This window comes from Streptomyces sp. MUM 203J (genome assembly GCF_022414595.1).
GTDB lineage: Bacteria > Actinomycetota > Actinomycetes > Streptomycetales > Streptomycetaceae > Streptomyces.
Genome location: NZ_JADWYO010000010.1, coordinates 47,730 through 63,916, shown reverse-complemented (window position 1 = coordinate 63,916; position 16,187 = coordinate 47,730). Strand labels below are relative to the sequence as shown.

16 protein-coding genes are annotated in these 16,187 nt (G+C 72.3%); 12 read left to right on the top strand and 4 right to left on the bottom strand.

The genetic code is table 11. The features are described from left to right. Nucleotides 1–4: 4 nt before the first annotated feature. From sufC to I3F58_RS08555, 4 genes are read left to right on the top strand one after another with little or no spacing between them, the layout of a single operon-like run. Nucleotides 5–769 (top strand): Fe-S cluster assembly ATPase SufC, encoded by a 765-nt coding sequence (gene sufC / locus I3F58_RS08570; RefSeq protein WP_240107667.1) that lies wholly within the window; start codon nucleotides 5–7, stop codon nucleotides 767–769. Next, complete coding sequence (locus I3F58_RS08565) at nucleotides 766–2,022, top strand: cysteine desulfurase (protein ID WP_240107666.1); 1,257 nt, start codon at nucleotides 766–768, stop codon at nucleotides 2,020–2,022. The genes sufC and I3F58_RS08565 overlap by 4 nt, the downstream gene beginning before the upstream one ends. 15 nt (nucleotides 2,023–2,037) lie before the next feature. Beyond that, nucleotides 2,038–2,493, top strand: coding sequence for a Fe-S cluster assembly sulfur transfer protein SufU (gene sufU, locus I3F58_RS08560; protein ID WP_240107665.1), 456 nt, complete (start codon nucleotides 2,038–2,040; stop codon nucleotides 2,491–2,493). After that, a complete protein-coding gene (locus I3F58_RS08555) occupies nucleotides 2,490–2,834 on the top strand; it encodes a metal-sulfur cluster assembly factor (RefSeq protein WP_240107664.1) in 345 nt (114 codons plus the stop codon). Before sufU ends, I3F58_RS08555 begins: the two co-directional genes overlap by 4 nt. Nucleotides 2,835–2,920: 86 nt before the next feature. On the opposite strand, the gene I3F58_RS08550 is transcribed toward I3F58_RS08555, so the two are convergent. Continuing rightward, a complete protein-coding gene (locus I3F58_RS08550) occupies nucleotides 2,921–4,090 on the bottom strand; it encodes a hypothetical protein (RefSeq protein WP_240107663.1) in 1,170 nt (389 codons plus the stop codon). Between the two features lie 451 nt (nucleotides 4,091–4,541). Here I3F58_RS08550 and dapD point away from each other — a divergent pair, with 451 nt between their 5' ends. Together dapD and I3F58_RS08540 are read left to right on the top strand one after the other, a co-directional pair. Then, nucleotides 4,542–5,525, top strand: coding sequence for a 2,3,4,5-tetrahydropyridine-2,6-dicarboxylate N-succinyltransferase (gene dapD, locus I3F58_RS08545; protein WP_240107662.1), 984 nt, complete (start codon nucleotides 4,542–4,544; stop codon nucleotides 5,523–5,525). A 122-nt stretch (nucleotides 5,526–5,647) separates the two neighbouring features. Next, nucleotides 5,648–5,839: a hypothetical protein gene (locus I3F58_RS08540; protein ID WP_240107718.1), complete on the top strand. Its 192-nt coding sequence runs from the start codon at nucleotides 5,648–5,650 to the stop codon at nucleotides 5,837–5,839. Here I3F58_RS08540 and dapA read toward each other — a convergent pair. Then, on the bottom strand, nucleotides 5,826–6,743 hold the full coding sequence (dapA, locus tag I3F58_RS08535) for a 4-hydroxy-tetrahydrodipicolinate synthase (RefSeq protein WP_240107661.1): 918 nt from the start codon (nucleotides 6,741–6,743) through the stop codon (nucleotides 5,826–5,828). The two genes, I3F58_RS08540 and dapA, sit on opposite strands and share 14 nt — an antisense overlap. A 159-nt stretch (nucleotides 6,744–6,902) precedes the next feature. Here dapA and I3F58_RS08530 point away from each other — a divergent pair, with 159 nt between their 5' ends. The 3 genes from I3F58_RS08530 to I3F58_RS08520 all read left to right on the top strand — a co-directional run bounded on the left by I3F58_RS08530 (nucleotide 6,903) and on the right by I3F58_RS08520 (nucleotide 8,388). Continuing rightward, nucleotides 6,903–7,298, top strand: a complete 396-nt coding sequence (locus I3F58_RS08530; RefSeq protein WP_308354969.1) for a phage holin family protein — start codon at nucleotides 6,903–6,905, stop codon at nucleotides 7,296–7,298. Continuing rightward, the gene (locus tag I3F58_RS08525; protein WP_240107660.1) at nucleotides 7,295–7,564 is read left to right on the top strand and encodes a hypothetical protein; all 270 of its coding nucleotides are present in this window, start codon (nucleotides 7,295–7,297) and stop codon (nucleotides 7,562–7,564) included. The genes I3F58_RS08530 and I3F58_RS08525 overlap by 4 nt, the downstream gene beginning before the upstream one ends. 92 nt (nucleotides 7,565–7,656) lie before the next feature. Beyond that, on the top strand, nucleotides 7,657–8,388 hold the full coding sequence (locus I3F58_RS08520; protein ID WP_240107659.1) for an antibiotic biosynthesis monooxygenase: 732 nt from the start codon (nucleotides 7,657–7,659) through the stop codon (nucleotides 8,386–8,388). Nucleotides 8,389–8,391: 3 nt separating this feature from the next. On the opposite strand, the gene I3F58_RS08515 is transcribed toward I3F58_RS08520, so the two are convergent. Then, nucleotides 8,392–10,248 carry an endonuclease/exonuclease/phosphatase family protein gene (locus tag I3F58_RS08515; RefSeq protein ID WP_240107658.1) on the bottom strand — a complete coding sequence of 619 codons (1,857 nt, stop codon included), beginning with the start codon at nucleotides 10,246–10,248 and terminating at the stop codon, nucleotides 8,392–8,394. Between the two features lie 214 nt (nucleotides 10,249–10,462). Here I3F58_RS08515 and I3F58_RS08510 point away from each other — a divergent pair, with 214 nt between their 5' ends. Further along, entirely contained in the window at nucleotides 10,463–11,932 is a 1,470-nt protein-coding gene (locus I3F58_RS08510) for a hypothetical protein (RefSeq protein ID WP_240107657.1), read from the top strand. Between the two features lie 453 nt (nucleotides 11,933–12,385). Continuing rightward, nucleotides 12,386–13,786, top strand: coding sequence for an alkaline phosphatase PhoX (locus tag I3F58_RS08505; RefSeq protein WP_240107656.1), 1,401 nt, complete (start codon nucleotides 12,386–12,388; stop codon nucleotides 13,784–13,786). 48 nt (nucleotides 13,787–13,834) lie between these two features. Here the strand turns inward: I3F58_RS08505 and I3F58_RS08500 are convergent, their stop codons facing one another. Further along, on the bottom strand, nucleotides 13,835–15,001 hold the full coding sequence (locus I3F58_RS08500) for a TerD family protein (RefSeq protein ID WP_240107655.1): 1,167 nt from the start codon (nucleotides 14,999–15,001) through the stop codon (nucleotides 13,835–13,837). A 60-nt stretch (nucleotides 15,002–15,061) separates the two neighbouring features. Here I3F58_RS08500 and I3F58_RS08495 point away from each other — a divergent pair, with 60 nt between their 5' ends. Further along, nucleotides 15,062–16,087, top strand: a complete 1,026-nt coding sequence (locus I3F58_RS08495; RefSeq protein WP_240107654.1) for an AraC family transcriptional regulator — start codon at nucleotides 15,062–15,064, stop codon at nucleotides 16,085–16,087. The last annotated feature ends 100 nt before the right edge of the window (nucleotides 16,088–16,187 follow it).

The window sequence follows — 16,187 nt, the reverse complement described above, 5'->3', positions numbered from 1 at the left end:
ACCCATGGCAACGCTTGAAATCCGCGACCTGCACGTCTCCGTCGAGGCCGACAACACCACGAAGGAGATCCTGAAGGGCGTCGACCTCACCGTCCGGCAGGGCGAGACCCACGCCATCATGGGCCCCAACGGCTCCGGCAAGTCGACCCTCGCCTACTCCCTCGCCGGCCACCCCAAGTACACGGTCACCGGCGGCACCGTCACCCTCGACGGCGAGGACGTCCTGGAGATGTCCGTCGACGAGCGGGCCCGCGCAGGCGTCTTCCTCGCCATGCAGTACCCGGTCGAGGTCCCCGGCGTCTCCGTCTCCAACTTCCTGCGCACCTCCGCCACCGCCGTCCGCGGCGAGGCCCCCAAGCTCCGTACCTGGGTCAAGGAGGTCAAGGAGGCCATGGAGCGCCTCAACATGGACCCCTCCTTCGCGGAGCGCAACGTCAACGAGGGCTTCTCCGGCGGTGAGAAGAAGCGCCACGAGATCCTCCAGCTGGAGCTGCTCAAGCCGAAGGTCGCGATCCTCGACGAGACCGACTCCGGCCTCGACGTCGACGCCCTGCGCATCGTCTCCGAGGGCGTCAACCGGGTCCGCGAGACCGGCGAGGTCGGCACCCTGCTCATCACCCACTACACGCGTATCCTCCGTTACATCAAGCCGGACCACGTCCACGTCTTCGCCGGTGGCCGCATCGTCGAGTCCGGCGGGCCCGAGCTGGCCGACAAGCTGGAGAACGAGGGCTACGAGGCGTACACGAAGGGCGGCGCATCCGAGTGACACAGCTTCCGGGCCTCCTCGACACAGAGGCGATCCGCAAGGACTTCCCGATCCTGGACCGCGTCCTCCACGACGGCAAGAAGCTCGTCTACCTGGACAACGCCGCCACCTCGCAGACGCCGCGCCAGGTTCTGGACGTGCTCAGCGAGTACTACGAGCAGCACAACGCCAACGTCCACCGTGGGGTGCACGTCCTGGCCGAGGAGGCCACGGAGCTGTACGAGGGCGCCCGCGACAAGGTCGCCGCGTTCATCAACGCGCCCAGCCGCGACGAGGTGATCTTCACCAAGAACGCCTCCGAGTCGCTGAACCTCGTGGCCAACATGCTCGGCTGGGCCGACGAGCCCTACCGGGTGGACTCCGACACCGAGATCGTCATCACGGAGATGGAGCACCACTCCAACATCGTCCCGTGGCAGCTGCTCGCGCAGCGCACCGGCGCGAAGCTGAAGTGGTTCGGGCTGACCGACGACGGCCGCCTCGACCTCTCCCGGATCGACGAGATCATCACGCCGAAGACGAAGATCGTCTCCTTCGTGCTGGTCTCCAACATCCTCGGCACCCTCAACCCGGTCGAGGAGATCGTGCGCCGCGCCCAGGAGGTCGGCGCGCTCGTCCTGATCGACGCCTCGCAGGCGGCCCCGCACATGGCCCTGGACGTCCAGGCGCTCCAGGCCGACTTCGTGGCCTTCACCGGCCACAAGATGTGCGGCCCGACCGGCATCGGCGTGCTGTGGGGCCGCGCGGGGCTGCTGGAGGACCTGCCGCCGTTCCTCGGCGGCGGCGAGATGATCGAGACCGTCTCGATGCACTCCTCCACCTACGCGCCCGCGCCGCACAAGTTCGAGGCCGGTACGCCGCCGATCGCCCAGGCCGTGGGCCTCGGCGCGGCGGTGGACTACCTGAACTCGATCGGCATGGACAAGATCGCCGCGCATGAGCACGCGCTCACCGAGTACGCGATCCAGCGCCTCCAGAAAGTCCCCGACCTGCGGATCATCGGCCCGGCCACGGCCGAGGACCGGGGCGCCGCGATCTCCTTCACGCTCGGCGACATCCACCCCCACGACGTGGGTCAGGTGCTCGACGAGCAGGGCATCGCGGTCCGGGTCGGCCACCACTGCGCACGGCCCGTCTGCCTGCGGTACGGAATTCCTGCGACCACGCGGGCGTCGTTCTATCTGTACTCCACGCCGGCCGAGGTCGACGCCCTGGTGGACGGCCTGGAGCACGTCCGCAACTTCTTCGGATAAGGGGCTGACCAAGGCGTGAAGCTTGATTCGATGTACCAGGACGTCATCCTGGACCACTACAAGCACCCGCACGGGCGGGGCTTGCGTGACGGTGACGCCGAGGTACACCACGTCAACCCGACCTGTGGTGACGAGATCACGCTCCGAGTGAAGTACGACGGCACGCGCATCGCGGACGTCTCGTACGAGGGCCAGGGCTGCTCCATCAGCCAGGCCTCCGCCTCCGTGCTGAACGACCTGCTCGTCGGCAAGGATCTGGACGAGGCACGGAAGATCCAGGGGACGTTCCTGGAGCTGATGCAGTCCAAGGGCCGCATCGAACCGGACGACGCGATGGAGGACCTGCTGGAGGACGCGGTCGCGTTCGCCGGGGTCTCCAAGTACCCGGCCCGGGTGAAGTGCGCGCTGCTGAGCTGGATGGCGTGGAAGGACGCGACGGCCCAGGCACTGGGCGAGGAGAAGACGGCATGAGTGACAACCCCACCCCCGCCGCGGAGATGAAGCCCGCCACCGAGGACGAGGTCCGCGAGGCGCTGTACGACGTCGTCGACCCCGAGCTGGGCATCGACGTCGTCAACCTCGGCCTCATCTACGGCATCCACATCGACGACTCCAACGTCGCGACTCTGGACATGACGCTCACCTCGGCGGCCTGTCCGCTGACCGACGTCATCGAGGACCAGGCGAAGTCCGCGACCGACGGCATCGTCAACGAACTGAAGATCAACTGGGTCTGGATGCCGCCGTGGGGCCCGGACAAGATCACGGACGACGGCCGCGAGCAGCTGCGCGCGCTGGGCTTCAACGTCTGACCGCTGGTCGTACGCGAACGGCCGTGCCCGCCTGGGGAAGCTCCCCGGCGGGCACGGCCGTTTCCGCGTGCGCGGCGCGTGTGCTGTCAGCCCATCGGCGGTTGCCCGTAGGGCGGAGCCGGGGGCTGGCCGTAGGGGTACGGCTGCGGGTGCGGCGGGACGCCCGCCGCTTCGGCCAGGGACGCCGCCAGGTTCTCCGTCCGGATACGACGGTCGACGTAGATCAGGCCGTTCACCAGGGACGGATACACCGACGACACGACCTGCGACAGCAGCACGCCCAGCGCGGACACGACCACCATCACGGCGATCGCCGGGACCTGCGCGTCCGAACCGGAACCCGACAGCGCGGCGGCCGGCAGGACGCCGACGAGCTGGAAGGCCATCTGGATCAGCCAGGCCATGACCGACGCGATCACCCCGCCGAGCAGCGAGATCCCGAACACCCGCCACCAGGAGCCCCTCACCAGCTGTGAGGAGCGGCGCATGGCCTGGACCGGCCCCAGGCCCTCCATCACCACGGCCGACGGGGCCAGGATGAACTTCACCCAGATCCAGACGGCCAGCACGAACACCGCCAGGCCGCCGAGCAGGCCGACGGGGATGCCCCAGAGAGGCGGTTCGAAACCGGAACCGGTGGACGCCGCGGAAAGGGCTCCGAAGATGAGGAACAAGCCCAGGAAGGCCAGGCCCCCCGTAGGCACCAGGGCGATCAGGTACGTCAGCAGGATCGTGCCGACCACCGCCCCCACGCGGGCCCAGGTCTGCCGCCACAGCATGCCGAACGTGACCTGTTGCCCCACCACCGCGGAACGCAGGGCCACCGGGCCCGCCGCCGTGATCAGGGCGTAGGCGAGGAAGAACGCGAGCACCGCGAGCACCCAGAGCGAGACGAGGCCGACGACCGCCAGCGGCGTGACGTCCTCCACGATCGTCGTCCTCGACCCGAAGGCGGGCGACGACGTCCGCTCGAACATCTCCGCCATGCTGGTGAAGGCGATGAAGACCAGCACGCCGGCCAGCACCGCCACGATGCCGAACACCGCCGCCGAGAGGCCCAGCAGTGCCTTCCACGCCCGGCCGAGCGTGCTGAACGCGCCACCCAGGATGTCGCCCACGCCCAGCGGGCCCAGCGGGATCACCCCCGGTTTCGGCGGTGCGAACGGGGCCCAGCCGCCCCCGTAACCGGGGCCGTACGGGCTGTAGGGGCCCGGGGCGCCCGGAGGGCCGGGAGGTGGCGGCGGTGGGGCTGTCATCGGTATGCGCTCCTGTGTTCGATGCCCGGATTGACCGGGACACGTTAACCGGGAACGGTCCGGGACGGGTGGGCGGGGGCGACGCGGGCCGGTGAGGCGTGGGCTGTGCCCGTCGGGGGGCGGACGGCGCAGGCGTGGGCGGTACGGGCGTGAGGACCGGAAGGGGTGGCCGGGAAGGCGCAGGAGGCGTGAGTTGCGAGCGGGGGGAGACATGAGCGGTTCGGGCCGCAGAGCGGGGCGGTCGCCAGGGTGGGCGGGGCGGAGGCCGGGCGGCGCGGGCCGGACGGGCGGGAGACCGGTGCCGTCAGAGTGTGGGGCCGGGAGTGTGCTGCGGGACGGGCCGGTGGGGGCGGTTCACGGGGGAGTCAGGGGTGCCGGGCCGCGCGGGCTGCGCGACCGGCACCTGAGACCGGTTCGCCCCCGGCCGGGCCCGCCGGTTAGGTTCGGTGTCATGACTGATGCACCCCGCACCACCGGAGCCGTCGCCGTCGGCCTCGCCACCATCGCCGGTGACGGCACCGTTCTCGACACCTGGTTCCCCGCCCCCGAGCTGGTCGAGCAGCCCGGGCCGGCCGGAACCGAGCGCCTCACCCCGGACGAGGCCGTCAAGGCCCTCGGTGACGGCGCCGCGAAGGCCCTCGGCGTCGACGCCCGCCGCGGCGTCGAGGTCGTCGCCGTCCGCACCGTGGCCGCCTCGCTCGACGACAAGCCGCTCGACGCGCACGACGCCTACCTGCGCCTGCACCTGCTGAGCCACCGGCTGGTGAAGCCGCACGGCCAGAACCTGGACGGGATCTTCGGCCTGCTCGCCAACGTCGCCTGGACCAGCCTCGGCCCGGTCGCCGTGGACGATCTGGAGAGGGTCCGGCTCAACGCCCGGGCCGAGGGACTGCACCTCCAGGTCACCAGTGTCGACAAGTTCCCGCGCATGACGGACTACGTGGCGCCCAAGGGCGTGCGCATCGCGGACGCCGACCGCGTCCGGCTCGGCGCGCACCTCGCCTCCGGCACGACCGTCATGCACGAGGGCTTCGTCAACTTCAACGCGGGCACCCTCGGCACCTCCATGGTCGAGGGCCGGATCTCCGCGGGTGTCGTCATCGGCGACGGCTCCGACATCGGCGGCGGCGCCTCCACCATGGGCACCCTGTCCGGCGGCGGCAACGTGATCATCTCTGTCGGGGAGCGCTGCCTGGTCGGTGCCGAGGCGGGCGTCGGCATCGCGCTCGGCGACGAGTGCGTGGTCGAGGCCGGTCTGTACGTGACGGCCGGGACGCGCGTGACGATGCCCGACGGCCAGGTCGTCAAGGCCCGCGAGCTGTCCGGCGCCTCGAACATCCTCTTCCGCCGCAACTCGGTCACCGGCACCGTCGAGGCCCGCCCGAACAACGCCGTCTGGGGCGGCCTGAACGACATCCTGCACAGCCACAACTGACCGGCCCGCCCGTCATCGTTCGTGTGACCCCGCGTGACCCGCGGCCCCGCCGGGCCGATGAGCAGACCGACGCAGGGTCACATGAAACGGTGAGGTGAGAAGTGGGCACGAGGACCGGCAGGATGGTCGCGGTCTGCGCGGGGGCGGTCGCGCTGGCGGCACTCCCGTGCGGAGCCGCGTCGGCCGACGAGGACAACCGGCAGTCGCACAACGGGCCCCGGGTGGGCCTGATCAACGCCGGACAGATCGACGACCCCATGGAGGACGTGCTGGAGCATGTCGCCGTCCTGGGGCGGAACCTCATCGCGGACTGAGGGCCGTCAGCTCCTCGTACGCCCGGCGCAGCCCGTCGGCCGTCTCCCGGCCGGCGGGCTGCAGCGGTTCCCGTACCGGGCCCGCGTCCAGCAGGGCCTTGGCGGTGACCGTGCCCGGCAGGCCCGCGGCCATCATCAGCTCGACCAGCGGGAGCAGCCGCCGGTTCAGCCGGGCAGCCTCCTCCGTGTCCCCCGCGTCGAACGCGTCCAGCACCGCCCGCACCGCGCCCGGCGCCACGTTCGCGGCCGTGCTGATGCAGCCCGCGCCGCCCACCGCGTACAGCGGCAGGTTCATCTCCTCGGCGCCCGAGTAGTAGGCGAGCGAGGTGCGGCCGATGACCTTGGTGGAGCCCAGCAGGTCGTACGCGCAGTCCTTCACCGCGACGATCCGCGGGTGCTCGGCCAGCCTCAGCATGGTCTGCGGCTCGACCCGGGTGCCGGTACGGCCGGGGATGTCGTACACGGCGAGCGGCAGACCCGTCGCGTCCGCCACCCGGCGGAAGTGCGCCTCCACGGAGGTCTGCGGCGGGCGGCTGTAGTACGGCGGGACGACCAGGAGTCCGTCGGCGCCCGACTCCTCCGCCTGCCGGGCCAGCGCCACGGTGTGCGCGGTGTCGGCCGTGCCGACCCCGGCGACCAGGACGGCCGAGCCGCCGACCGCCTCCCTGACCGCCCGGATCAGGGTGCTCTTCTCGGCGTCGGTGGTCGTCGGGGACTCCCCGGTGGTGCCGTTCAGGACGAGCCCGTCGCAGCCGCCCGCGAGCAGGTCCGTCGCGAGATTCGCGGCCCGGTCCAGGTCCAGGGACTCACCCGCAGGGGTGAACGGGGTGACCATCGCGCACAGGACGCGGCCGAAGGGCGGCAGGAGGCGGTTCGCGGTGCCGGTGCTGTGGCTGTACGTCATGTCCGCAGTCTTCAGGCGGGATTGCCGTAGGTCTACTTAGATCTGCTTCGCCGGATCGTGAAGCCACGCTGAACCGTCCCGGTGCCGTCCCGCATGGACGGGTGACACGGGGGTACCCGGGCACCCCTCATGCGATGTGGACAAGGAAGGTGGTCGGCTGTGGCCGTAGACGGAGAACCCTCGGTCGGCGAGCTGGTCAGGCGGGCCTCGGAGCAGATGTCCGACCTGGTCAGGCTCGAGGTGCGGGCCGCGCGGGCCGAGCTCGCGGAGAAAGGGAGGCGCGCCGGGGTCGGCGGCGGCCTGCTCGGAGGGGCCGGTGTCGTCGCGCATGTCGGCCTCATCGCCCTCGCCGGAACCGCCGTGGCGCTCATCGCGCTGGCGCTGGAGGTGTGGGCCGCCGCCCTGATCGTGACCGGCGCGCTGTTCCTCGTCGCGGGCCTCATGGCGCTGGTCGGGCGCGCCCAGGTGCGGCGGGCGGTGCCTCCGGTGCCGGAACGGGCTCTTGGCGGGGTGCGCGCGGACCTCGACGCGATCAAGGAGGGGGTCCACCGATGACACGGCTGACACGGGCCGACGAACTGCGCCTGGACGCGGTGGCCAAACGGCAGGAACTGGCGAACACCCTGGATCAGCTCGTGGCGAAGGCGGACTGGCGCTCGCACGTCGCCCGGGGGCGCCGGAAGCGGATCGTCCGCGCCACGGCCGCCACCGTGGGCGTCGCCCTGGGCGCGGCGGCCGTCGCCGTCGGGGCGCTGCGGCAGGCCGCGCGGAGCCGTTCCGTCGGGGGCCGGGGTGCCTGGAGGGGAAGGCGCGGGCGGTGACTTGACCTCAAGTTAACTTGAGGTCCAACGATGGAACGTGCCCGGCCGGACCATGGGTTTGCGGCCGGGCGCGACCCGTCGAGGAGGACCCCATGTCCGTATCCCCGCACCCCTGCTCCCGCCCCGGCCCGACCGTTTCCGACGCGGGCATCGTCATCGTCACGACCTGGCGGGTGGGGACCCCCGAGCGCCAGCAGGCGGCGGTCGACGCCATCGCCCGCACCTGGGAGGCCCGGGACTGGCCGGTCGCCGGACTGCTCTCGTACAGCGTCCTCACCGGCGAGGACGGGGACACGCTCCTGCACTACTCGCAGTGGCGCTCGGAGGAGGACTACCACGAGATGGTCCGCACCGAGCGGGCCGCGCGGAACGCCGAGATCGACGCGGCCGTCCCCGGCATCGACCGGGCCACGTTCGCCGTGTACGAGTTGTACCGCGGCGGCGCCCGGGGTGCGGAGGACGCGCGCGTACCGGGCGGTGTCGTCATCGTGGACGTCGAGTTCGACGGGCCCGGCCCGGCGCGGCAGCGGGCCTGGGCGGACGCCTTGTCCGAGGCGCTGGGCGGCGACCGGGAGCAGTGTCCGGGAGTCCTCTCCGGCCACTTCCTCGTCAGCCTGGACGGGACCAGGGCCCTCCACTACGCAGAGTGGGAGAGCGCCCACGCCCACAGGGACGCGGAGGCCGTGCCCGGGAGCGGAACCGGGGCGGACACTCCGTGGGGGCGCCGGGTCCGGCCGTACCCCGGGCTGGTGAGCGGCACCGTGCGGCGCTACACGCCCGCGCTGAGTCTCAGCCCGGGCGTGCAGCGTCCGTCCGGCCCGTGAGGGTTACGGGCGGAAGCGCAGGATCTGCGGGTCGTGGTCGCTGTGCTGGTCCGCGAACTCCGCGTTGATGTGCACGCTGTCGTACTCGAAGCGGCGGATCCCCGGGCTGGTCAGGATCTGGTCCAGCACCTGGCTGTTGCCCTGGTACACGTACGAGTAGCGCTCGGCGGCCGGGAGCGAGGTGATCGCCGGGTGCAGCACACCGCCGTCCGTGAGGAGGCGGGTCGTGTCGGAGAACTCGAAGTCGTTGATGTCGCCGAGGACGACGACCTTCGCGTTCTTCTGGACGGCCAGGATGTCCTTCACGAAGCTGTTGACGGTCTTCGCCTGCTGGTGGCGCTCCACCTCGGAGGAACGATTCGGCGGCTGGCGGTGCGAGACGATCGACTCGTCACCGCCCTTCGAGCCGAAGTGGTTGGCGATGACGATGACCGGCTTGCCGCGGAAGTAGAACTCCCCGGCCAGCGGCTTGCGGCTGTTCTCCCAGGCGGCGTTCGCCGGGTCGATGCGGCCGGGAGACAGGGTCAGGGACGCCTTGCCGTACCGCTTCACGACACCGGTCGCCGTCGTCGCGTCGCCGCCCTTGCGGTCGAAGAACGCCACGCGCTCGGGGTTGAAGAGGAACACCTGGCGGATGTTGCCGCCGGGCTGGCCGCCGTCCTTGAGGTCCTCCGGGTCGATACCCCGCCACTCGTAGGCCGGGCCGCCGGCTGCGACGATCGCGTCCGTGAACTTCTTCAGCGTCTCGTCGGCGGCGACCGTGCCGTCCTTCGTCGGCCCGCTGTTGTCCTGGATCTCCTCCAGGGCGACGATGTCGGGCGAGGCGAGGTTGTCGACGATGCCCTTCGCGAGCGCGTCGAACTGTTCCTGCGGGTCGCCCGGATCGAGGTTCTCCACGTTGTACGTGGCGACCGCCAGCTCCTTCCAGTGCTGGCGGCGCGTCCGCTCCGGCCGCAGGCCCCGGTCCTCGACGGTCAGTGAGGTGCGGGAGACCAGGGTGTAGCCGCCGTACTGGTTGAAGTCCAGAGGGCCCTCGGCGCCGCCGGTCAGCATGTCACCGACGTTCGCGGCCGGGAACGGCTCCTCCTTGAGCGGGATCAGCGACTGGACCTTCAGGCGCCCGCCGTTCTGGGCGTCGTACGCGCCGTAGACGGTGCCGCCGCGCGGGGTGGGGTTCTCGCCCGGCTTCACGGTGACCCACAGCTCGGCGTACCTGGTGCTGGGGCCGACGATCCGCACGTCACCGATACGGGTGTTCATGCCCTCCAGGGACTCGTAGTAGTCCAGGGCGTACGAGGACGGCTGGAGGGGCAGCTTGTTGACGGAGCCGCCGTCCGCCGGGTCACCCTCGGGCGTGTACGCGGCGGGGACGTCGCTGTCGGTGATGACGACCGGCGCGGGGACGTCGTTGCCCGAGGAGACGACGGTCACCGTCGGCTTGGAGATCTGGGTCAGGGACTGGTTGCCGGAGTTGAGGCCGCCCGGGACGTACTCGGTGATCCGCCCGGAGACCGTGACGGCGTCCCCGGCCGAGACGGTCGGGGCCGAGCCTGTGTAGACGAACAGGCCCTCGCTGGTGGCCGCGTCGCCGTCCCCCTCCGCGTCCTGGAACCAGAAACCCTTCGAACCGTAGGTCCGCACGCCCGTGACGATGCCGGGGACGTCCGTGACCTGACGGCCGACGAGCGGGGATATCCGTGTGACGCCCTGGATGTCGTGAATGCGGGTGGTCGCCGCGCCGTACGCCGTGTCGCCGCCGGTCTCGGCGGCGGAGGTGGACGCTCCGGCGAGCAGGCCGGCGGCCAGCGCGGAGGCGACGACGGCCGAGACGGCTGCGGTTCTCGGCAGGGAGGAAGCCATGGGTGAGCTCCAAGAGGTGGTGGGAGGTGAGGTGTTGAGTGGCTGAAACCGATGGGTGGCCGCTCTACGCGCGTCAATCTCTTAAGCGGGAGCCCAACTTGTCAAGGGTTTCCCGGTGTAATGGGCCTGACAGGCAGATGAACCGCCGGAGATGCCCCCGATTGCGTCTACGCTGGGGGCCGCTTGGCTCATGTTTCCGAGGAGAGAGACCCTGATGTCCGAAGACCGCCCGACCCTGCCGCCGGTGCGGCTCCCCTCGGAGGCCGAACTGGCCCGGGACGCGCTCGCCGCGCCGCTCATGTCGCGGGCCGTGCGGCTCGCCCGGTGGGCCGGGCCCGGGACCCGGGTAGGAGCGGGCGGCGAACTCGTCGACGAGCAGCTGCCGGACGCGGCGCGGGAGCTGGGCCTCGAAACGGACGAGGACGGCGAGGCCTACGCGAGCGAGGCGTGGCGGGTCGCCGTCGACACGGGACTGGTGACGGTCCATGACCCCGAGGAGGCCGAGGGCGCCGGGGATGGCACCGGCGACGAGGGCGCCGCGGAGCCCGGGGACCTGCTGCCGCTGGTGACCGGGGGCGCCCCGCAGGACGTGCTCGCGCTGTGGCTGGACGGGCTGGAGACCGTGTGTGCCGACGCGGCCACGCCCGTGGTGGACGACATCGACGCGCTCGTGGGCGAGGACGGCGAGCTCGACCTGTCGGCGCTGGACTGGGACCCCGAGGCCGAGGCCGAGTTCCTCGACAGCGTCCTCGGCAACCTGTACCTGCTCACCGTCGGGGAGGGCGGCGTCGACGACACGCCCGTGCCGCTGCCCGCGCTCGCCGCGTCGGTCGTCGTGCCCGAGGACATGGGGGAGCCCACGGACGCGGTCCTGGAGCAGGTGTCGGAGGTCATGATGCGCCTCGACGACCAGTTCCGGCTGCTGGAGCCGATGGGAGTCGTCGAGTACCGGCCGGTGGACGAATCCCTGCTGGTCGACGACGAGGACGCGGGCGGTGCGGCGGAGCCGGTCGGGGACGACGAGGACGTCTCCCGGTACGGGATGGTGCGGCTGACGCCGCTCGGGCTGTACGGCATCCGCAGCCGGCTGCTGGAGGCCGGGGTCGACGCGCCCGTGGTGGGCGAGCTGGCCGGGCGGGACGCACGGGCGCTGCTCACCGCGGCGGGGCGGTTCCCGCAGGCGGCCGCGCGGGCCGAGACCGAGGCGTGGCTGGCCGTGCGGGAGCCGTCGGAGGCGGCGCGGGAGCTGCTGGCCGCGGCGAAGGGGACCGACGAGGAGTCCCCGCTGCGGCGGCTGCACTGCCAGCAGGCCCTCGCGCTGGCCGGGCCGGCCGCGGAGCCCGCGGTACGGGAGGTGCTGGACGACCCGGAGCTGGGCGGGCTGGCCCGGGTGTGGCTGGCCGAGCAGGGCGCGGCGGATGTGCCGGTGCCGCCGGAGGAGATGGTGTTCTGGCTGGCCGTCGACACGATCGCCGCGCAGCTGGCGGCGGACGGGGATCTGAGTGAACTCCAGGACCTCATCGAGGGGTTGACGGGGCGGCACAGCGGGTTCTTCGAGCAGGCGTGGCGGGTGTCGCATCCGGCGACGGCGGAGGTGCTGGAGGCGGTGGGGCGGCTGCACCGGGACAAGGGCCTGGCCAAGGAGGCCCGCAAGGCGGCCTTCAAGGCCCGGTCCCGCGGATAGGGACTGGCAGGCGGGCCGTGCCGCGTCCGGGACCGGTGCGCTCTCACCCCCGGTGGCCGGTGCCTGCGGATGCCCGACGGCGCGGGTGTCGGCGAAGGCTCCGCCGGTGCGGATGCGCCCCCTGACCGAGTGCGGCCGGGAGCCGGGAGCCGGGAGCCGGCGGAGGGCGCGCCGGTCCTCGCGGCCCGGGCGTGCTCCGCCCGGACGCGACCCGGCCCGCGAGCCGGGGCCTGCGGGGTGCCCCGCGTCGGGCGGGGCGCGGGCACCGCCGTGATGCACGTGCCCGAGCCGGGCGGCAGGTCGGCGGTGCGGGTCACGGCGCGGAGGCACCCGCGGCGGAACCGGTGGTATCGGCCAAGTACGGGTCCCGGTGTTGACGTGTGCTGTTCAACGGCTGTTCAGTCGGGGGCGGGAGCGTGTCGGGGCAATGCCGGGCCAGTAGGGAGCCGTGGGATGCCGCTCAACCGAAGAGAGTTCGCCAGGCAGTCCGCCGTCGTCGGGGGTGGGCTGGCGCTGACCGGGAGCGTGGGGGCGCTGGCCACCGCGCCCGGCGCCGTCGCCGCCCCGCAGGACGCCGCCGCGCGCTGCGGGTACGGACCGCTCGTCGACGACCCCGAGGGCCTGCTGGCCCTGCCCGCCGGGTTCTCGTACCGGGTGCTCACCCACAGCGGGGTCACCCGGCTGGAGAGCGGTGAGTTCACGCCGGGGAGGCACGACGGCACGGCCGCGTTTCCCGGGCCCCGGGGGGTGACCCTGCTCGTCAACAACCATGAGCTGAAGGGCCCTCGGGCCGGCTGGGACCACCCCGTGCCGCTCAGCGAGGGGCTGGTGTACGACCCGGCCGCCTCCGGGGGCTGCACCGTCGTCGAGGTCCAGCGCGACGGGCGCACCGCGGAGTGGGTCGGGATCGCGGGGACGTCCACCAACTGCGCCGGCGGATCCACCCCGTGGGGCACCTGGCTCACCTGTGAGGAGAACTCCGACCGGGCCGGTGAGAACGGGATGACCAAGGACCACGGGTACGTGTTCGAGGTCGACCCGTACGACCGTCGGGCCAACCGGCACCCGAAGCCCGTCAAGGCGTTCGGGCGGTTCGACCACGAGGCCGTCGTCATCGACCCGAAGCGCGGCCACGCCTACCTCACCGAGGACGACTCCCGGCCCAACGGACTCTTCTACCGCTGGGTCCCCCCGCAGGGCTTCCGCCACGGCCGCGGCAGGCTGCGCACCCTGGCCGACGACGCCGGGGTCCTCCAGGCACCCCGCTGCTTCGACTCCGGCGGCCGGTACGTCGACGACCTGTCCCGCGCCACCCGGATCGGCATCGTGTACGGCGTCGACTGGGTCGACGTCCCCGACCGGGACGCCGTCGCCGTCGCCGTACGGGAGCAGTTCGGAGACGGCGAGATCACCCGCGCCCGGAAGCTGGAGGGCATGTGGTGGGCCGACGGCGGGGCGTACATCGTCTCCTCGTACGCCCGTGACGAGAGCCCCGGCGCTCCGCACGACGGGCAGGTCTGGTTCTACGACCCGAGGCGCCGCACCCTCACCCTCAAGGTGCTGCTCGGCGTCAACCGGGACCCCGAACGGGACGGCGCCTTCGACGGGCCCGACAACATCACCGTGTCCCCGTACGGCGGGCTCGTCCTCGCCGAGGACGGCGAGGGCGTACAGCACCTGTTCGGCGCGACGGACAGCGGACGCACCTACCCGATCGCCCGCAACGACCTGAATGACTCCGAGTTCGCCGGAGTCGTCTTCTCGCCCGACGGCAGGACCCTGTACGCGAACATCCAGAAGCCCGGTCTGCTGCTGGCGATCACCGGGCCCTGGCACCGCGCACCGCGCGCCTGAGGCGACGGGCGGGGGCCGAGCCTGCCCCGGGGCGGCCCCCGCCCGCTCTCACAGCGCCTGGGAGGCGGGCTTCACCATGCCGCGGACGGTGCGGGAGTGCACGAAGTCGCCCAGCGCCGTCATCTCCCACTCGCCGGAGAACTGGCGGATGAGCTTGCACATCATGACGCCGGTCTCCGGCTTCGCGCTGGTGAGGTCGAAGCGGACCAGCTCCTCCCCGGTCGCGGCGTCCAGCAGACGGCAGTACGCCTTGGCGACCTCGGTGAACTTCTGCCCGGAGAAGGAGTTCACGGTGAAGACCAGGCCCGTCGCCTCCGCCGGAAGACGGCCCAGATCGACCGTGATGACCTCGTCGTCCCCGGCGCCCTCGCCCGTCAGGTTGTCACCGGAGTGCTTGATCGCGCCGCCCAGGATCGTCAGCTTGCCGAAGTAGCAGCTGTCCAGGTGGTTGCGCTGCGGTCCGTACGCGATGACCGACGCGTCCAGGTCGATGTCCTTGGCCCGGTAGGCGGGCTCCCAGCCGAGGCCCATCCGCACCTGGGAGAGCAGGGGCCGGCCGCCCTTGACCAGGGACACCGTCTGGTTCTTCTGGAGGCTCACCCGGCCCTTGTCCAGGTTGATCTTCCCGGTGGCCGCGGGCGGCGCGGCCGGCACCGGCGGCGGGGCCGCGGGCATCGGAGGCGCGGCGGCCGGCGCCGCGGGGGCGGGAGCGGCGGCCGGTTCCTCCTCCACCGTCACGCCGAAGTCCGTCGCGATCCCGGCCAGTCCGTTCGCATACCCCTGACCCACCGCGCGGGCCTTCCACGCGCCGCCCCGCCGGTAGACCTCCATGACCACCAGCGCCGTCTCGGCGTCGAGACGCGGCGGGGTGAACGTGGCGAGGACGGCGCCCGTGGCGGCGTCGCGCACGGTGGCCGTCGGCTCGATGCCCTGGAACGTCTGGCCCGCCGCGTCCGGGCTGGCGGTGACGACGATCCTCTCGATGTCCGCCGGGACGGCCGCGGTGTCGACGGTGATGGCGTCCGGAGCCGTACCCCCGCCCGACCGGTAGCCGACACCGGGTCCCGACGGCTGGTTGTAGAAGATGAAGTCGCTGTCCGAGCGCACCTTGCCTGCGGCGGTGAGCAGCAGGCCCGACACGTCGAGCCGTACCGGCGCGGCGACGTCCACCGCGACGCGTGCGGCGGACAGGGGGATGTTCGAGCCTGGGGTCATTGCTGTCATGTGAGGCGTAACGAACAGGTCCGCTTTACCGTTCCCTTACCCTGGCGACCCGTGACTGGAAGGACCACTTTTCATACGGGGGACGTGGACGAGGCGCGGCAGGAGATAGCCGCCCGGTTCTACGCCAATTTCATGGACGTCATCGAAGGAGAGGGGGAAGAGGAGGGGCCGCGGGGCGGCGGCCGCGGCGGGACGCGGCGGTTCGCCGCGCGCTTCGAGACGGTCGCCTTCGGGCCGTTCACGGTCGGTGACATGCAATGCGGCGCCGATGTGCGGATGAGATTCGGGGACCTCGGTGCCTACCACGTGAACCTGCCGCTGAGCGGACGGCTGGAGCTGCGGCAGGGCCGCGCGCCCGCCGTGGTGGCGACGCCCGGGCAGGGCAACATCCTGGACCCGTCCGGGGCGGTCGTCGTGGACCGGTGGGCGGGGGACTGCCGGATCGTCGCCGTGAAGATCGCGAAGGCCGCGCTGTGGGAGCACCTGGAGGAGCTGCTGGGGCGCTGTCCGCGCCGCGGGCTGTCCTTCGCACCCGCACTGGACCTGACAGGAGGGCCCGGGCGGGAGTGGGCCGCGCTGCTGCGGCGGGTCGCCGCGGAGATGGGGCAGCCGGAGGGGCTGGCCGGGCATCCGCTGATGGCACGGCCTGTCCAGGACGCGCTGCTGACGGGGCTGCTGCTGGCTGCCGGGCACCCTTACCGGGAGGAGCTCGACCGCCCGGCGGGCCCGCTGCGGCCCGCGCCGGTCAAGCGGGTCATCGACGCGGTACGGGAGCGGCCCGAGCACCCGTTCACCACGACCGAACTGGCGGCGCTGGCCCGGGTGAGCGCCCGGCGGCTCCAGGAGTCGTTCCGGGCCCATGTCGGGACGACGCCGATGGGCTACGTCCGGGACGTGCGGCTGGAGCGGGTACGGGACGAACTGCGGGCGGCGGAGCCGGGCGGCGGGCTCACGGTGAGCGAGGTGGCGTGGCGCTGGGGGTTCACGCACCTGGGGCGGTTCGCGGCCAGCTACCGGGAGCGGTTCGGGGAGGCCCCGTCCCGGACCTTGCAGGCCGGGCCCCCCGCGCGCGGCTGACGCCGGCACGGCCGGCGCCCCGGCCGTGCCGGGCGCCCGGCGGTGCTCCTGTACACCTGACGATGCCTCAGCGGGCCGCGCATTGCGGACCGGGGGCCGC

Excerpts from the sequence above, each read along its gene's own strand:
- I3F58_RS08520 (WP_240107659.1), top strand. The coding sequence starts at position 7,657 with ATGTCCGTATCCCCGCACCCCTGCTCCCGCCCCGGCCCGACCGTTTCC.
- I3F58_RS08555 (WP_240107664.1), top strand. The coding sequence starts at position 2,490 with ATGAGTGACAACCCCACCCCCGCCGCGGAGATGAAGCCCGCCACCGAG.
- I3F58_RS08540 (WP_240107718.1), top strand. The coding sequence starts at position 5,648 with ATGGTCGCGGTCTGCGCGGGGGCGGTCGCGCTGGCGGCACTCCCGTGC.
- I3F58_RS08505 (WP_240107656.1), top strand. The coding sequence starts at position 12,386 with ATGCCGCTCAACCGAAGAGAGTTCGCCAGGCAGTCCGCCGTCGTCGGG.
- I3F58_RS08500 (WP_240107655.1), bottom strand. The coding sequence starts at position 15,001 with ATGACCCCAGGCTCGAACATCCCCCTGTCCGCCGCACGCGTCGCGGTG.
- I3F58_RS08515 (WP_240107658.1), bottom strand. The coding sequence starts at position 10,248 with ATGGCTTCCTCCCTGCCGAGAACCGCAGCCGTCTCGGCCGTCGTCGCC.
- dapA (WP_240107661.1), bottom strand. The coding sequence starts at position 6,743 with ATGACGTACAGCCACAGCACCGGCACCGCGAACCGCCTCCTGCCGCCC.
- I3F58_RS08525 (WP_240107660.1), top strand. The coding sequence starts at position 7,295 with ATGACACGGCTGACACGGGCCGACGAACTGCGCCTGGACGCGGTGGCC.
- I3F58_RS08550 (WP_240107663.1), bottom strand. The coding sequence starts at position 4,090 with ATGACAGCCCCACCGCCGCCACCTCCCGGCCCTCCGGGCGCCCCGGGC.
- I3F58_RS08510 (WP_240107657.1), top strand. The coding sequence starts at position 10,463 with ATGTCCGAAGACCGCCCGACCCTGCCGCCGGTGCGGCTCCCCTCGGAG.
- sufC (WP_240107667.1), top strand. The coding sequence starts at position 5 with ATGGCAACGCTTGAAATCCGCGACCTGCACGTCTCCGTCGAGGCCGAC.
- dapD (WP_240107662.1), top strand. The coding sequence starts at position 4,542 with ATGACTGATGCACCCCGCACCACCGGAGCCGTCGCCGTCGGCCTCGCC.